The 14,009-nt window shown below is 69.3% G+C and carries 9 protein-coding genes; 3 read left to right on the top strand and 6 right to left on the bottom strand.

Annotation, left to right across the window (positions count from 1 at the left end; translation table 11 throughout):
• Positions 1 to 61: 61 nt before the first annotated feature.
• A complete protein-coding gene (locus DEJ30_RS01600; protein ID WP_110858747.1) occupies positions 62 to 2,752 on the bottom strand; it encodes a glycoside hydrolase family 2 protein in 2,691 nt (896 codons plus the stop codon).
• Positions 2,753 to 2,990: 238 nt separating this feature from the next.
• Between DEJ30_RS01600 and DEJ30_RS01595 the strand changes: the two genes are divergently transcribed.
• On the top strand, positions 2,991 to 3,410 hold the full coding sequence (locus DEJ30_RS01595; protein WP_110858746.1) for a pilus assembly protein CpaE: 420 nt from the start codon (positions 2,991 to 2,993) through the stop codon (positions 3,408 to 3,410).
• A 73-nt stretch (positions 3,411 to 3,483) separates the two neighbouring features.
• Positions 3,484 to 4,314, top strand: coding sequence for an aldo/keto reductase (locus tag DEJ30_RS01590; protein WP_027464886.1), 831 nt, complete (start codon positions 3,484 to 3,486; stop codon positions 4,312 to 4,314).
• A gap of 55 nt (positions 4,315 to 4,369) precedes the next feature.
• Here DEJ30_RS01590 and DEJ30_RS01585 read toward each other — a convergent pair whose 3' ends face one another.
• From DEJ30_RS01585 to dnaK, 5 genes are all read right to left on the bottom strand, one after another.
• Positions 4,370 to 5,515 carry a class I SAM-dependent methyltransferase gene (locus DEJ30_RS01585; protein ID WP_110858745.1) on the bottom strand — a complete coding sequence of 382 codons (1,146 nt, stop codon included), beginning with the start codon at positions 5,513 to 5,515 and terminating at the stop codon, positions 4,370 to 4,372.
• A 159-nt stretch (positions 5,516 to 5,674) separates the two neighbouring features.
• Positions 5,675 to 6,085, bottom strand: coding sequence for a heat shock protein transcriptional repressor HspR (locus DEJ30_RS01580; RefSeq protein ID WP_027464889.1), 411 nt, complete (start codon positions 6,083 to 6,085; stop codon positions 5,675 to 5,677).
• A gap of 123 nt (positions 6,086 to 6,208) precedes the next feature.
• Complete coding sequence (locus tag DEJ30_RS01575) at positions 6,209 to 7,213, bottom strand: DnaJ C-terminal domain-containing protein (protein ID WP_110858744.1); 1,005 nt, start codon at positions 7,211 to 7,213, stop codon at positions 6,209 to 6,211.
• Between the two features lie 41 nt (positions 7,214 to 7,254).
• Entirely contained in the window at positions 7,255 to 7,914 is a 660-nt protein-coding gene (locus DEJ30_RS01570) for a nucleotide exchange factor GrpE (protein ID WP_110858743.1), read from the bottom strand.
• A gap of 2 nt (positions 7,915 to 7,916) precedes the next feature.
• Entirely contained in the window at positions 7,917 to 9,782 is a 1,866-nt protein-coding gene (gene dnaK, locus DEJ30_RS01565) for a molecular chaperone DnaK (protein WP_110858742.1), read from the bottom strand.
• A 912-nt stretch (positions 9,783 to 10,694) separates the two neighbouring features.
• Between dnaK and DEJ30_RS01560 the strand changes: the two genes are divergently transcribed.
• Positions 10,695 to 13,934, top strand: coding sequence for an Ig-like domain-containing protein (locus DEJ30_RS01560; protein ID WP_181419948.1), 3,240 nt, complete (start codon positions 10,695 to 10,697; stop codon positions 13,932 to 13,934).
• The last annotated feature ends 75 nt before the right edge of the window (positions 13,935 to 14,009 follow it).

Raw genomic sequence — 14,009 nt, 5'->3', positions numbered from 1 at the left:
TCGCTCAGGTCACGACAACAAGCGGCGCGGGTATGAATATATCAGCGTGCCGTACTGCATATCAACGAGCGAGCGCGCGGTCCAGACTCCAGAGGACCGGCTCCGTTCGCAGCGCCGGCACGTCCGCTTCGGTCACACCGCCGAGCCGGAACACCACCCGTTCCCCGGGCAGCAGCGTCATGAACCCACGATCGACCGTGCCGCCGTCCGCGACCCGGTCCGGCTGTACCAGCAGGTCGCGCACGAGCGAGTCGGCCTCGACCGTCAGGTCCAGACCGCCGTCGACCACCGCGAACGAGGTCCGGTAGCGGGCGGGCTCCCAGCGGATCGCAGCGTCGGGGCCGGGGGTCCAGACTGCGCGGCGCCAGTCCATGTCCGCGACGATGAGCTCGTTCGCAGGGTCGTCAACAACACCGACCGACTCGGGCAGCGACACCACCGCGACGCCGGCACCGGACAACCGGACCGGCAGTGACACCTCGGCCAGGATCGTGCCGGCCGTGGTGATCCGGCGCACCCGCACCACGCTGTCGTGACCGGTGCGGGTCGACCGGACGGCCACCTCGACCGGTGAGGACCCGAACGCGCCGGGCGAGACACCCAGCGAGAGCGTGTCCGCGAGCTCGCCCAGGTCGGCCGTCTCACCGACCGCAGCCGACCCACCCGGGTGATCCGGGCCTCCAGTCCGCTCCGCACCCGACGCACCCGACGCATCTGCGGTACCGGCCGCACCCGGCGTCACCGACACCGACGACACCGGACGGATCGTCAGCAGCACGTCGTCGTACAGGCGGCGCAGCTCGTGCGCCAGCGGCTTCAGCCGCCCCGCCGAGTCGATCGCCGACCACGACGACACCGGCCACAGGTCGTTCAGCTGCCACACCACGACGCCGGTGTTGCGCGGCCAGTGCGTGCGCCAGTGCTCGATGCCGGTCGCGATCGCCCGCGCCTGCTGCAGCTGCGTCAGGTAGTGCCACGCGTCGAACGCGGCCGGGTCGACCGCGCCGAAGCGCGGCTCCAGCCCGCGGGCCAGCTTGGCCATCCCGTCGGCCGCCTTCTGGTGGTGGACCACACCGGGCGAGTCCACCCGGAGCGGCGAGTCCGTGACCGCCTCGCGCAGCGTGCGCCAGGCGGGCGGCGCCTGCCAGCCGAACTCGGACACGAACCGCGGCACCGACTCGCGGTAGGCGGTGTCGGGCAGCCGGTTCCAGACGTCCCACGAATGGTGCGTCTCGTGGTCGACCTCGTTCGCGGGCAGCGACTCGGAGCCGGACCACGGCGACGCGACCGTGTAGAAGCGCGACGGGTCGACGGCGTCGACGATGGTCGGCAGCAGGTCGAGGTAGTAGTCGAGTCCCCAGCCCCGATCGCCCAGCTCCGCACCCCAGCCGTCGGCGTCGTGCAGCCAGATGTTCTCGTTGTTGCCGTTCCAGACCACCAGCGAGGGGTGACGGGCGAGCCGGGCGACGTTGTCCCGCGCCTCGGCGATGACCTCGCTGCGGATCGGCTCGACCTCGGGGTAGGCCGAGCACGCGAACGGGAAGTCCTGCCAGACGAGCAGACCGAGTTCGTCGCAGACCTCGTAGAAGTCGCGCGATTCGTACACTCCGCCGCCCCAGACGCGCACGAGGTTCGTCCCGAGCGAGGCCGCGGTACCCAACCGGGACTCGAGTCGGGCACGGTCGACGCGCGAGATGATGACGTCGTCGGGGATCCAGTTGACGCCCCGGACGTCGATGAGCGTGCCGTTGACGTGCACGGCGAAGGGGCGACCGATGCCGTCGACCTGGGTCTCGATGCGGGTCGACCGGAACCCGGTGCGGAACGTGTCGCGGTCGAGCACCTCGCCGTCGACGGTCTGCAGCTCGACCACGACGTCGTACTGCGGCTGCGCACCGTAGCCGTGCGGCCACCAGCGCCGCGCCTCGGGGACGCGCACGGTGACGACCGTCTCGTCGTCCTTCGGGGTCAGCTGCGCGCGGGACCGCTGGCGTGTGGTGCCGCCGTCCTCGGTCTCGCCGCTGACGGTGACGACGAGCACGAGGTCGTCGTCCTCGCCGTCCTGGTCCAGGTCGTTCATGCCCGAGCGCTCGACGGTGATGTGCGCATCGAGCACGCCCTCGCCGGCCTCGACGTCGACGAGCGGGCGGACCTCGCGCAGGCGGGCGGTCGACCAACGCTCGATCGCGACCGGCCGCCAGGGGCCGCTCGTGACCGCCGTCAGGCCCCAGTCCCAGCCGAAGTTCGACGCCATCTTGCGGATGTACGGGAACGGCTCGTCGTACGGACCGGGCATGCTGCCCGCCTTCGCGGCGACCCGGCCGGCCTCGCGGTAGGGCGACTCGAACAGGATCTCGAGGTCCTTCGTGGTACCGCCGGACCCCGTCTGCACCCGGGCGTCGAACCGGTAGCGACGGTGCATGTTGCGGGTCGTGCCCACGACGACGCCGTCCAGGCTGAGCTCCGCGACCGTGTCCAGGCCGTCGCAGACCAGGTCGACGCGCTCGTGGCCCCGCGGGTCGACGTCGACCGTGCGGCGGTAGGCCCAGTCGGCGCGTCCGACCCACTTGGCAGGCTGCTCGTTCAGGTGGAACGTCGGGTCCGGCAGCAGGCCCTCCCGCTCCAGGTCGGTGTGCACCTGGCCCGGCACCGTCGCCGGGATGGCACGGCCCGCGACACCGTCCGGCGCGCCGGTTCCCCCGGCCAGGGTCACTGTCCAGTCGTCGCGGAGTTCCTCGCGTTCGAGGGTCATGCGGGTCCTTCTCTTCGGCGGCAGGGTGTCCGTCAGCCTCGGTCGGGGACGCCGACCGGCGGTCCGACCCACGGCCGGTTCCCACGGCCTGGAGGCTCGGCACCGGTTGCCCGGGCGTCGTCACGTCGCGCGCACGAACGGGTTGCGCTCGCGCGAGGGGTGCTCGGCGATGCTAGTACGGGATGCTTTCGGCAACCTAGGTGGTGACAGGGGCGGGTCGCGCGGGCAAGGTGGGAACGTGATCACCGTCGAACTCGCCAGGTCCCTCCGTGACGCCGGCCTCCGCTGGCACCCCGAGACCGGGGACCGGTTCGTGATCGACAAGCCCGGCATCGACGACGACGTCTACACGGTGTCCGAGATGACCGTCGAGCGGCACGACTCCCCCACCGGCACGATCCTCGGCTTCAACGGCACCACCGAGTGGGCGCTCGACTCGGTCACCGCCACCGAGTCGCTCTGGCTGCCCCGCGAGGACCAGCTCCGCGAACTCCTCGGGCCCTCGTTCATCGGACTGACCCGGGTGCAGGTCGGCGGTCGCGTGGTCTTCACCGTGACGGCGACGATCGGCGGGGCCGACCGTAGCTTCGCGTCCGAGCTGCCGGCCATCGCCTACGGGCAGGCCCTGCAGGCGTACATCACGGCTGCGCTCGCGTGAACGGCGCGCCCGGTTTCGCCGTTCCTGGGCGTTGCCGGAATGGGCGCTGAGGGGCGTTTGGTTGCATGGCACCATGACCGTTCCGAACATCACCCTGAACGACGGCAAGACCATCCCGCAGCTCGGCTTCGGTGTCTTCCAGATCGACCCCTCCGAGACGAAGGCCGCCACACTGGCCGCGCTCGAGGTCGGCTACCGCCACATCGACACCGCCGAGATGTACGGCAACGAGAAGGAGGTCGGCGAGGCGATCGCTTCGTCCGGCATCCCGCGCGAGGAGATCTTCGTCACCTCGAAGCTCAACAACGGCTTCCACGACCCGGCCGCGGCGCTGGAGAACGGCAAGAAGTCGGCCGACCTGCTCGGCGGCTACACCGACCTGTTCCTCATCCACTGGCCCCTGCCCACCGTCTCGGACTTCGTCCCGACGTGGAAGGCCCTCGAGGAGCTGTACCACGCCGGCACCGCCCGCTCGATCGGTGTCTCGAACTTCCAGGCGCACCACCTGCACCGCCTGCGCGCCGAGACCGACGTCCCGCCGTCGGTCAACCAGATCGAGGTGCACCCGTACCTCGTGCAGGACGACCTCCGCGCCGTGAACCGCGAGCTCGGCATCGCGACCGAGGCGTGGTCCCCCATCGCGCAGGGCCTCGTCCTCGACGACGAGACCATCACCCGCGTCGCCGCGTCGGTCGGCAAGTCCCCGGCCCAGGTGGTCCTCCGCTGGCACATCCAGCGCGGCGACATCGTGTTCCCGAAGTCGGTCACCCGTGCCCGCGTCGAGGAGAACTTCGCGATCTTCGACTTCGAGCTCTCGGACGAGGACATGACGGACATCACCGCCCTCGACAAGGGTCACCGCACGGGCCCCGACCCCGACACGTTCGACTACGTGCCGGCCTGATCGGTCCCAGCACCGTCGCGAGAGCCGTCCGGGTCAGCCCGGGCGGCTCTCGCCGTCAGCGGTTGGTCGCGACCGAGGCCGTCACCGTGAACTTCGGGGTCCGGACGACCTCACGGGTCGGCCCGACCAGGCGCGAGAGCACCGGCCGGTAGCGCAGGTGCGTGTTCCAGACGCACCACAGTTCACCGCCGGCCTGGAGGATCGTGGCCGCGTTCCGGAACATCGCCTCGGCCGTGTCCGTGGTCACCGTGGTGTCCGCGTGGAACGGCGGGTTGCAGAGCACGAGCTGCGCAGACCCCTCGGCGAGCTCGTCGCCCGCGTCGGTCCGCAGCACCGTCACCCGGTCGGCCACGCCGTTGGCCTCCGCCGTCGCGCGCGTCGACTCGACCGCGATCCGGGACACGTCGGTGGCGATCACCCGGACCGCGGGACGTCGGCGAGCCACCGCAGCGGCGATCACGCCGTTGCCGCACCCCAGGTCGACGACGGTACGAGCGGTCGGGACCGCCTGGTCCATCGCGTCCAGCAGCACCCGCGTGCCCTGGTCGAGTGACGCCCCGGCGAACACGCCGCCGTGCGCGACCAGGGTCATGCCGAGGTCGTCGACGTGCACCGACCGGGGCCAGGGGTTCGTCGTGGCGGCGCGGTCGGCCTGCGCTCGCAGGGGGTCCTGCGCGATGAGCAACCGGGACTTGCCGCGCCCCCTGGAAGCCGTGACCTCGCCGAACGAGCGCCGGAGCACGTCGTTCTGCGTCACGTGCATGTACTTCACGTTGCCGCCGCAGAGCAGCACCACGTCGGGCGCCGCGAACCGGGCGACCGCGCGGGCGATCTCGTCGAGCCGATCGTGCGACTTCGACAGCCGCAGCACCACGAGCCGCACGTCGCGGAAGGCGTCCTCGAGCGAGTCAGGGTGGTGGAAGCCGCGCAGTCCGAACGTGCCGGCGTTGGCCTCGAGCGCCCGCTCCCCCACCAGGGAGTCCTGCACGACGCGGATGTCGCTCGCCCCGTACTGCGTGATGAGGCCGAGCGTCAGCACCCCGTACCGGTCGTCGACGACCGCGACCTCGCCGGGCTGCCGGAGTGCGTCGCCGTGCACGTGCGGTGCTTCGTCGAGCAGGAAGCGGTCGGTGCCGTCGATCGCGATGAGGTCGGGCGCGTCGTCGTCGCGTCGGCGGAAGAGGTCGGCGAAGTCTGGCACCGCGTCAGCGTACCCGGCGGCTGACGTGTCGCGGCGAGGATCGCACCCGACAACGCCACGACCGAAGCCCCCGTCCGCTTCACCATCAACTGAGCCCCGGCTCACAGAACGTCCCCGGTGACCAGATGGTCACCGGGGACGTTCGCCGCTCTCCGACAATCAGCGCGGCCCGCGGTAGAGCACGATCTGCGTGTTCCGCTGCGGCCGCGAACCCGCCTTGAGCGAGATCGCCGCACCACTCGCGGTGGCGGCGAAGACCCGTGCACCGGGCCGGTTGATGAGCTGGTCGGCCAGCGCCGACTCGAGCTCCCGCACCCGGTCACGCAGCGCCTTGTTCTCGTTCTCCAGGTCGAGCACCCGCCGGATGCCCTCCAGCGACACCCCCTCGGAGCCGAGGCGCGCGATCTCGCGAAGCTGCACCACGTCGCGCATCGAGTAGCGCCGCGACCCGCCCCGGGTGCGTCCCGGCACGACCAGGCCGAGCCGGTCGTACTGCCGGAGCGTCTGCGGGTGCATCTCGGCGAGCTCCGCAGCGACCGCGATCGCGAAGACGGGCGAGTTCTCGTCCATGTCGGTCATGGCGCGTTCCTTTCCGTCGTCCGCGTGGGGTGGAAACCAGCCTGGAGGAACGGCGGGCGTCCGTCAGGAAGCCGCGCCGTTCCTCCAGGCCGGGTCGACTGCTGTGGTTGCGCGCTAGTCGCGCGCCTTGGCGAGGAGGTCCTCGCGGGGGTTCTCGTCGGGCAGCACAGCCGCGAGCGCCTCGACGGCCTCGCGCTGCTTGTCCGACAGGTGCGACGGCACCGCGACCTGGACGGTCGCGAGCAGGTCGCCCGTGCCGTTCTTCGTCGTGACGCCGCGGCCCTTGACGCGCAGGACGCGACCCGACGGCGTGCCGGGGGCGACCTTGAGCTTCACGGGCGAACCGCCGAGCGTCGGGACCTCGATCGTCGCGCCGAGCGCTGCCTCGGTGAACGTCACGGGGACGTCCACGCGCAGGTTGAGCCCGTCGCGCTCGAACACCGGGTGCTTCCGCACCGACACGGCGACCACGAGGTCACCGGCCTCACCACCGTCGGGCGATGGCTCGCCGCGGCCGCGCAGACGGATCTTCTGACCGTCGGCGACACCCGCGGGGATGCGGACGTTCACCGGTCGACCGTTGCCCTGCGACAGCTTGACAGTGTCACCGGCGATCGCCGTGGTGAAGTCGAGGGTCGTCGACGCCGTGACGTCGCGGCCCTTCGTCGGCCCACCGAAGCCGCGGTAGCCGCCGGAGGTCTGACCGAAGCCACCACCCCCGCCGAACATCCCGCCGAGGATGTCCTCGAAACCGCCGGCACCGCCCGGGCCGCCCTGGCCGAAGCGGACGCGCTGTCCGCCACCGCCCTGCTGCCCGAACATCCCGCCGAAGACGTCCTCGAACCCGCCCTGGCCTCCGCCGCCCGCCGTGAAGCGGGCGCCGGATCCCATCGCGCGGACCTGGTCGTACTCCTGGCGCTGCTCCTTGTCGGAGAGCACCGAGTACGCCTCGCTGATCTCCTTGAAGCGGTTCTCGGCGGCGGCGTCACCCGGGTTGGAGTCCGGGTGGAACTGCCGCGCGAGCTTCCGGTACGTCTTCTTCAGCTCGGCGTCGGAGGCGTCCTTGGACACGCCGAGGACCTTGTAGAAGTCCTTGTCGAACCAATCCTGACTGGCCATGGATCACCTGCCTTCTTCTGTCGTCACCGTGGGGACCCGGCTCAGGCCGGGACGGCCACCGCGACCTTGGCCGCGCGGAGGACCCGCTCACCGAGCTTGTAGCCCGGCTCGACGACGTCCGCGACGGTCTGTCCGGTGGCACCCGGGGTGGGGAGCTGGACGATCGCCTCGTGGATGTTCGGGTCGAACGCCTCGCCCTTCTCGCCGATCTGCACGAGCTTGAACTTCTCGAAGCCCGCGCGGATCTTCTGGCCGATGACCTGCATCGGGCCCTCGGCGAGGTCACCGTGGGCCTCGGCCCGGGTGAGGTCGTCGAGCGCCGGCAGCAGTGCCCGCACCACTTCGGCGATGGCGACCTCGCGGTTGGCCTCACGGTCACGCTCGACGCGCTTCCGGAAGTTCACCAGCTCGGCCTGCGCACGGAGCATGTCCGCACGCATCTCGGCGACGAGGTCGCGGTCCTCGGTGCTCAGCTTGTCCTCGGCGATGCCGCGGGCTGCGTCGGCGAGCAGTGCTTCGTCCTCCGGGGAGAGGTCGTTCGCTGCGTCGGCCGCCGGGCCCCCGGCGGCGGGGCCGTCCGTCGGTACTTCGACGTCGGGCCCCTCCGCCTCGATGAGGTCCTCGGGCTCGGCAGCGTTCGTGGCGTCGCCCTCGACCTGGGGCTCGTCCTCGTGGGGCGCGTTGTCCTTGGGATCCGTCATCGTTACTTCTTGTCCTTGTCGTCCTCGTCGTCCACGACCTCGGCGTCGACGATGTCCTCGTCGTCGGCCGGCTGCTCACCCGCGGGCTGCTCCCCACCGGCGGTGCCGGCTGCTGCGTCCTGCTGGCTGTAGATGGCCTGGCCGAGCTTGCCCTGCGACTCGTTGAGCTTGTCGAAGGCGGTCTTCACGGCGTCGTCGTCCTCGCCCGCGAGAGCGGACTTGAGCGCGTCGACGTCGGCCTGCACCTCGGACTTGACGTCCGCGGGGAGCTTCTCGTCGTTCTCCTTGATGAGCTTCTCGATCGAGTAGACGAGCTGCTCGGCCTGGTTGCGACGCTCGTTGGCCTCGCGACGAGCCTTGTCCTCGGCGGCGTGCTCCTCGGCCTCGCGGACCATGCGCTCGATGTCCTCCTTCGGCAGCGACGAGCCGCCGGAGATGACCATCGACTGCTCCTTGCCGGTGCCCTTGTCCTTGGCGGACACGTGCACGATGCCGTTGGCGTCGATGTCGAACGTGACCTCGACCTGCGGTACGCCACGGGGAGCCGGCGCGATGCCGGTGAGCTCGAAGGTGCCGAGCGGCTTGTTGTCGCGGGTGAACTCGCGCTCGCCCTGGAAGACCTGGATCGCGACCGACGGCTGGTTGTCGTCAGCGGTCGTGAAGGTCTCGCTCCGCTTGGTCGGGATCGCGGTGTTGCGGTCGATGAGCTTCGTCATCAGGCCGCCCTTGGTCTCGATGCCGAGCGACAGCGGCGTGACGTCGATGAGCAGGACGTCCTTGCGCTCGCCCTTCAGCACGCCGGCCTGCAGTGCGGCGCCGACGGCGACGACCTCGTCCGGGTTCACGCCCTGGTTCGGGGACTTGCCACCGGTCAGCGACTTGACGACCTCGGCCACGGCGGGCATGCGGGTCGAGCCACCGACGAGGACCACGTGGGCGATGTCGTTGACCGAGACACCGGCTTCCTTGATGACGTCGTTGAACGGCTTCTTGGTGCGGTCGAGCAGGTCGGAGGTCATCTGCTCGAACTGCGCGCGCGAGATGGTCTCGTCCAGGTTCAGCGGGCCCTCGGCGGTGAGCGTCAGGTACGGGAGCTGAATGTTCGCCGACATCTGCGACGACAGTTCCTTCTTGGCCTGCTCAGCCGCTTCCTTCAGGCGCTGCTTGGCGATCTTGTCCGTGGACAGGTCGACGCCGTGCTCGTCCTTGAACTTCTTGACCAGGTAGTCGACGATGCGCTGGTCCCAGTCGTCGCCACCGAGGCGGTTGTCACCGGAGGTCGCGCGGACCTGGATCGTCGAGAAGTCGTCGTCCTTGCCCACCTCGAGCAGGGAGACGTCGAACGTGCCGCCACCGAGGTCGAAGACCAGGATGAGCTCGTCTTCCTTGCCCTTGTCGAGGCCGTAGGCCAGAGCGGCCGCAGTCGGCTCGTTGATGATGCGGAGGACGTTGAGGCCGGCGATCTCACCGGCGTCCTTCGTGGCCTGGCGCTCGGCGTCGTTGAAGTACGCCGGCACGGTGATGACCGCGTCGGTGACGTCCTCACCGAGGTACTGCTCGGCGTCGCGCTTGAGCTTGCCGAGGGTGCGAGCCGAGATCTCCTGCGGCGTGTACTTCTTGCCGTCGATCTCGGTGGTCCAGTCGGTGCCGACGTGACGCTTGACCGACGCGATGGTGCGGTCGACGTTCGTCACGGCCTGGCGCTTGGCGGTCTCGCCGACCAGCACCTCGCCGTCCTTCGTGAACGCCACGATCGACGGCGTGGTGCGCATGCCCTCGGCGTTGGCGATGACGGTGGGCTCACCGCCCTCGAGCACGCTGACGACCGAGTTGGTGGTTCCGAGGTCGATGCCTACTGCACGTCCCATGTGTGGGTACTCCTTCTGTCAGTGCTGGTGGTGCGAAGTCTGTTGCGAACTTGCGTCCGCATGGCTCAACTCTACACCGGTCAGGAGGCGCGTCAACGTCGGGCAGACAAAGTTGCGGTGATCACACTCAACTCACAGCGCAAGCGAGGGGTCAACGACTGGCATATCAAGTGATATTCTGTATCTACATGCTGCATTCGCTTCGGCGAACTGTGGCGTGTCCCTTCCCGCACGGCCGCATCCTGCGGCCCGTCTCGAAAGATGCACATGTCTCACAAGAAGAGGGCTTCGACAGCTCTCAAGTCCATGGGCGCGGCCGGGCTGGCCGCAGCCACCATCGTCTCTGGTTTGTCGTTCGGCGCCCCTGCCGCTTCCGCCACTGCCGCTCCCGAACCGTCCAGTGCAGAAACACAGGCGAGTGATCGACTCATCGGCAAGTTCGTTCAGCTGAATCGGACGGGGTCGACAGACCCCAGGGCATTCGTGGGCGTCGCGGCTCCGACCTTGAACGCTGCTCCTGGCAGGGTGTGGAGCCAATCGAAGGCAACCGCACAGTCATCCGCGGGTACATATACCTTCCCTGCAGCTGGAAATCGTGGCCCGATCCGAGGTACTGGATCTGCCGCGGACTTGTGCTTGCAGCCGTCAAGTTTGTCGGTCGGCAGCGTCGTTCTCGGACGTGCCTGCACTGGAGCTGCGAACCAGGACTGGGAGTGGACCAACGTCTACAATCAGTTCGTTTCTGGCCCGGGACTCCGTCCGGTCGGGTCCACTTACACGATCGGGGCCTCCGACCCGGGTGATAGCGGCTTTATGTCGATCACCCACCTCACAGCAGAGCACTACGCCGACGCCGTCCTGCGTGGCGACCTCGCGGATGCAACCGCAGCGCTGTCTGCAACAGTCACGTCCGTGGACTACTCCGCCAAGTCGGCGGTCCTCTCCGGCACGGCGACACCGGGTGCGACGGTGACGATCGGCAGCCAGAGCGTCACGGTCGCGAGCGACGGGACCTGGTCGATGACCGTCTCGGGGCTCGCGAACGGGACGAACACGCTGACCGCGATCCAGAAGATCAACAACGTCGAGCACGACCGCAAGGACGTCACGGTCAACCTGGTCGAGGGCGGCACGCTCGTCGGCGTCGACCAGGGCCCGATCGAGCTCGCCCGCGGTACGACCACGGACGTGCCGATGGTGGTGCAGAACAACGAGGCACGTGAAAACGTCGACGGCACGGTCACGCTCACCGCGCCGGAGGGCGCTACGTTCGATGCGCAGTCCACGGTCCAGGGCGCGTACCGCGCCGTCGGGGCCGAGGAATGGTCCGCTTCGACGACGATCCCGCTGACCGATGGTCGTCTCTCGGACGCCGGGAAGACGATCACGTTCGATGCCGACTGGGCAGGAACCCGTCCCGCGGGTCAGCAGTACCGCTTCATGATGAAGGTCAACGTCCCCGAAGCCACGCGTGGTGGAACCGACAAGATGGGCTTCGTCTTCAACGGCACCAGCTCGGTCGGCACGTTCCGCGCGGCCGCAGCGACCTCGACCCACATCGAGGTCACGGAGCAGCCGTTGACGGCGAAGGTGGACTCGGTGAACCAGGCCGGCAAGTCCGCGGTCATCTCCGGCACCGCAACGCCCGGCGCGTTCGTCTACATCCCCGGCACCGGCGTCCCGGTCCGGGTCGCCGCCGACGGGTCCTGGACCATGACCGTCACGGGCCTGAAGGACGGCGACAACTCCCTCCGCGTCGTGCAGATGATCGACAACAAGGACATCGACGACAAGATCCTCGAGGTCACGATCAACGCGTCCGCGATCGTCGGGCAGGACGGCCCCGCCGTCACGCTCGAGCGCGACGCCACCACGAAGGTCCAGGCGCAGTTCCAGACCCAGGGCGATGTGTCCCGACCGGATGCGAAGGTCACCTTCACCGCTCCCGAGGGCACCGTCTTCGCCGAGGGCCAGGACACCATCCAGGGCAGCTACCAGAAGCCCGGCGAGGGCTGGACGAACCGTTCCCTGACCCTCACCAACGGTGACCTGTCCATGGACGGCAAGACCTACACCTACACGTTCAAGCCGACCACGTCCACGTGGACGCTGCCGGACGCGTCCCTGCTGCGCTGGGGCATCGACATCGAGACCCCGGCTGACGCGCCCGAGGCGACCTCGGCGATGACGACCAAGCTCGTCGGGACCGCTGTCGAAGGCTCCTTCGACACCACCTCCACCACGAAGACCACGATCGGTGAGGCCGCGAACCCGGTCGCTCCGATTGTCGTGGAGACTCCGGCGAACGGGTCGAACGTGACCGACAAGCGTCCGGTGTTCTCCGGCACGGGTGACGAAGGCGCCACGATCGAGATCAAGGGCGCGACCGGCAGGGTCGTCGCGACCACCACCGTCAAGGACGGCAAGTGGAGCGTCCCGGCCGGTTTCGACCTCGTCGACGGCAGCTACATGCTCACCGCGGTCCAGACACCGCTCAAGGGTGAGAGCACGAGCGCACCGATCAACTTCGTCGTCAAGGCGATGGTCCCGGTCACGTTGACCGCTCCCGCGATCGACTCGGACGTCTCAACGCCGAACCCGGTGTTCGAAGGCCGCGGCACCGTCGGAGCAACCGTCGTCGTGCGGGGCACCTACGGCACCGTCCTCGCCTCGACCACGGTCAAGGCGGACGGCACCTGGTCGGTCCCCTCGGCGGTTGCGCTCGCGATCGGCAGCTACGCCGGAACGGCATCCCAGACCGTCACCGGCACGACCACCACGGCACCGTTCAAGTTCACCGTCGGCCAGAACATCGCCCCGGTGACGCTGGAAACCCCGGCGGTCGGCGCTGAGGTCACGGACACCAACCCCGTGTTCACCGGTACGGGCCAGGCCGGCGCGACCATCGAGGTCAAGGGCACCTACGGCACGACCCTCGCCACCACGACGGTCAAGGCCGACGGCACCTGGTCGGTCCCCTCGGCGGTTGCGCTCGCCAACGGCGAGTACGCCGGCAAGGCATGGCAGACCGTCAACGGCAAGACCACCTCGGCGGCCTTCCGGTTCACCGTCGTGCAGAACATCGCCCCGGTGGCGCTGGAAACCCCGGCGATCGGCGCTGAGGTCACGGACACCAACCCCGTGTTCACCGGTACGGGCCAGGCCGGCGCGGCCATCGAGGTCAAGGGCACCTACGGCACGACCCTCGCCACCACGACGGTCAAGGCCGACGGCACCTGGTCGGTCCCCTCGGCGGTTGCGCTCGCCAACGGCGAGTACGCCGGCAAGGCATGGCAGACCGTCAACGGCAAGACCACCTCGGCGGCCTTCCGGTTCACCGTCGTGCAGAACATCGCCCCGGTGGCGCTGGAAACCCCGGCGATCGGCGCTGAGGTCACGGACACCAACCCCGTGTTCACCGGTACGGGCCAGGCCGGCGCGGCCATCGAGGTCAAGGGCACCTACGGCACGACCCTCGCCACCACGACGGTCAAGGCCGACGGCACCTGGGAAGCTCCCTCCACCGTCACCCTCGCTCGGGGCAGCTACGCCGGCAAGGCATGGCAGACCGTGAACGGCAAGACCACCTCGGCGGAATTCCGGTTCACGATCGTCGCACCGATGATCCCCGTCTCGCTGACCGCTCCCGGCCAGGACGCGGTGGTCACCACCCCGAACCCGGTCTTCAGCGGCACCGGGACCCCGAACGCCGACATCACCGTCACCGGTGCTTCCGGGACGCAGCTCGCATCGGGCAAGGTGCGCAGCGATGGCCGCTTCGACGTCACCTCGACGATCGCTCTCGGAGCCGGTTCCTACTCCGGGACCGTTCGACAGGTCGCTGACGGCAAGGTGACCACCGCCCCGTTCCAGTTCCGCATCGAGTTCACTGCGGTGACGCTGGAGAGCCCGGCGATCGGCGCGAGTCTGACCAACGGCACGCCGGTGTTCTCCGGCAAGGGCACGCCCAAGGCTCCCCTGGTCATCAAGGGCTCCGGCGGCACCACCCTGGCCGAGGGATCGGTCAAGGACGACGGCACCTGGACGCTGACGTCGACCGTGACGCTGGCACCCGGCAGCTACTCGGGCACCGTGCTGCAGTCCCTGCCTGGGGCGGACACGACCGCGCGGTTCTCCTTCACGGTGAGCTGAGCACTCCGAATCCGGAGCGCTCGTCGAGGCCCAGGCTCGCTCACCGCGACCTGGGCCTCGACCCTTCCATCCACA

The organism is Curtobacterium sp. MCPF17_003 (assembly GCF_003224385.1).
Lineage (GTDB): Bacteria > Actinomycetota > Actinomycetes > Actinomycetales > Microbacteriaceae > Curtobacterium > Curtobacterium flaccumfaciens.
This window is presented reverse-complemented; position numbering and strand designations above follow the sequence as displayed.

What these genes read in the sequence shown, in the direction of transcription:
- DEJ30_RS01600 (WP_110858747.1), bottom strand. Translation starts at nt 2,752, where the DNA reads ATGACCCTCGAACGCGAGGAACTCCGCGACGACTGGACAGTGACCCTG.
- DEJ30_RS01590 (WP_027464886.1), top strand. Translation starts at nt 3,484, where the DNA reads ATGACCGTTCCGAACATCACCCTGAACGACGGCAAGACCATCCCGCAG.
- DEJ30_RS01580 (WP_027464889.1), bottom strand. Translation starts at nt 6,085, where the DNA reads ATGGACGAGAACTCGCCCGTCTTCGCGATCGCGGTCGCTGCGGAGCTC.
- DEJ30_RS01575 (WP_110858744.1), bottom strand. Translation starts at nt 7,213, where the DNA reads ATGGCCAGTCAGGATTGGTTCGACAAGGACTTCTACAAGGTCCTCGGC.
- DEJ30_RS01570 (WP_110858743.1), bottom strand. Translation starts at nt 7,914, where the DNA reads ATGACGGATCCCAAGGACAACGCGCCCCACGAGGACGAGCCCCAGGTC.
- dnaK (WP_110858742.1), bottom strand. Translation starts at nt 9,782, where the DNA reads ATGGGACGTGCAGTAGGCATCGACCTCGGAACCACCAACTCGGTCGTC.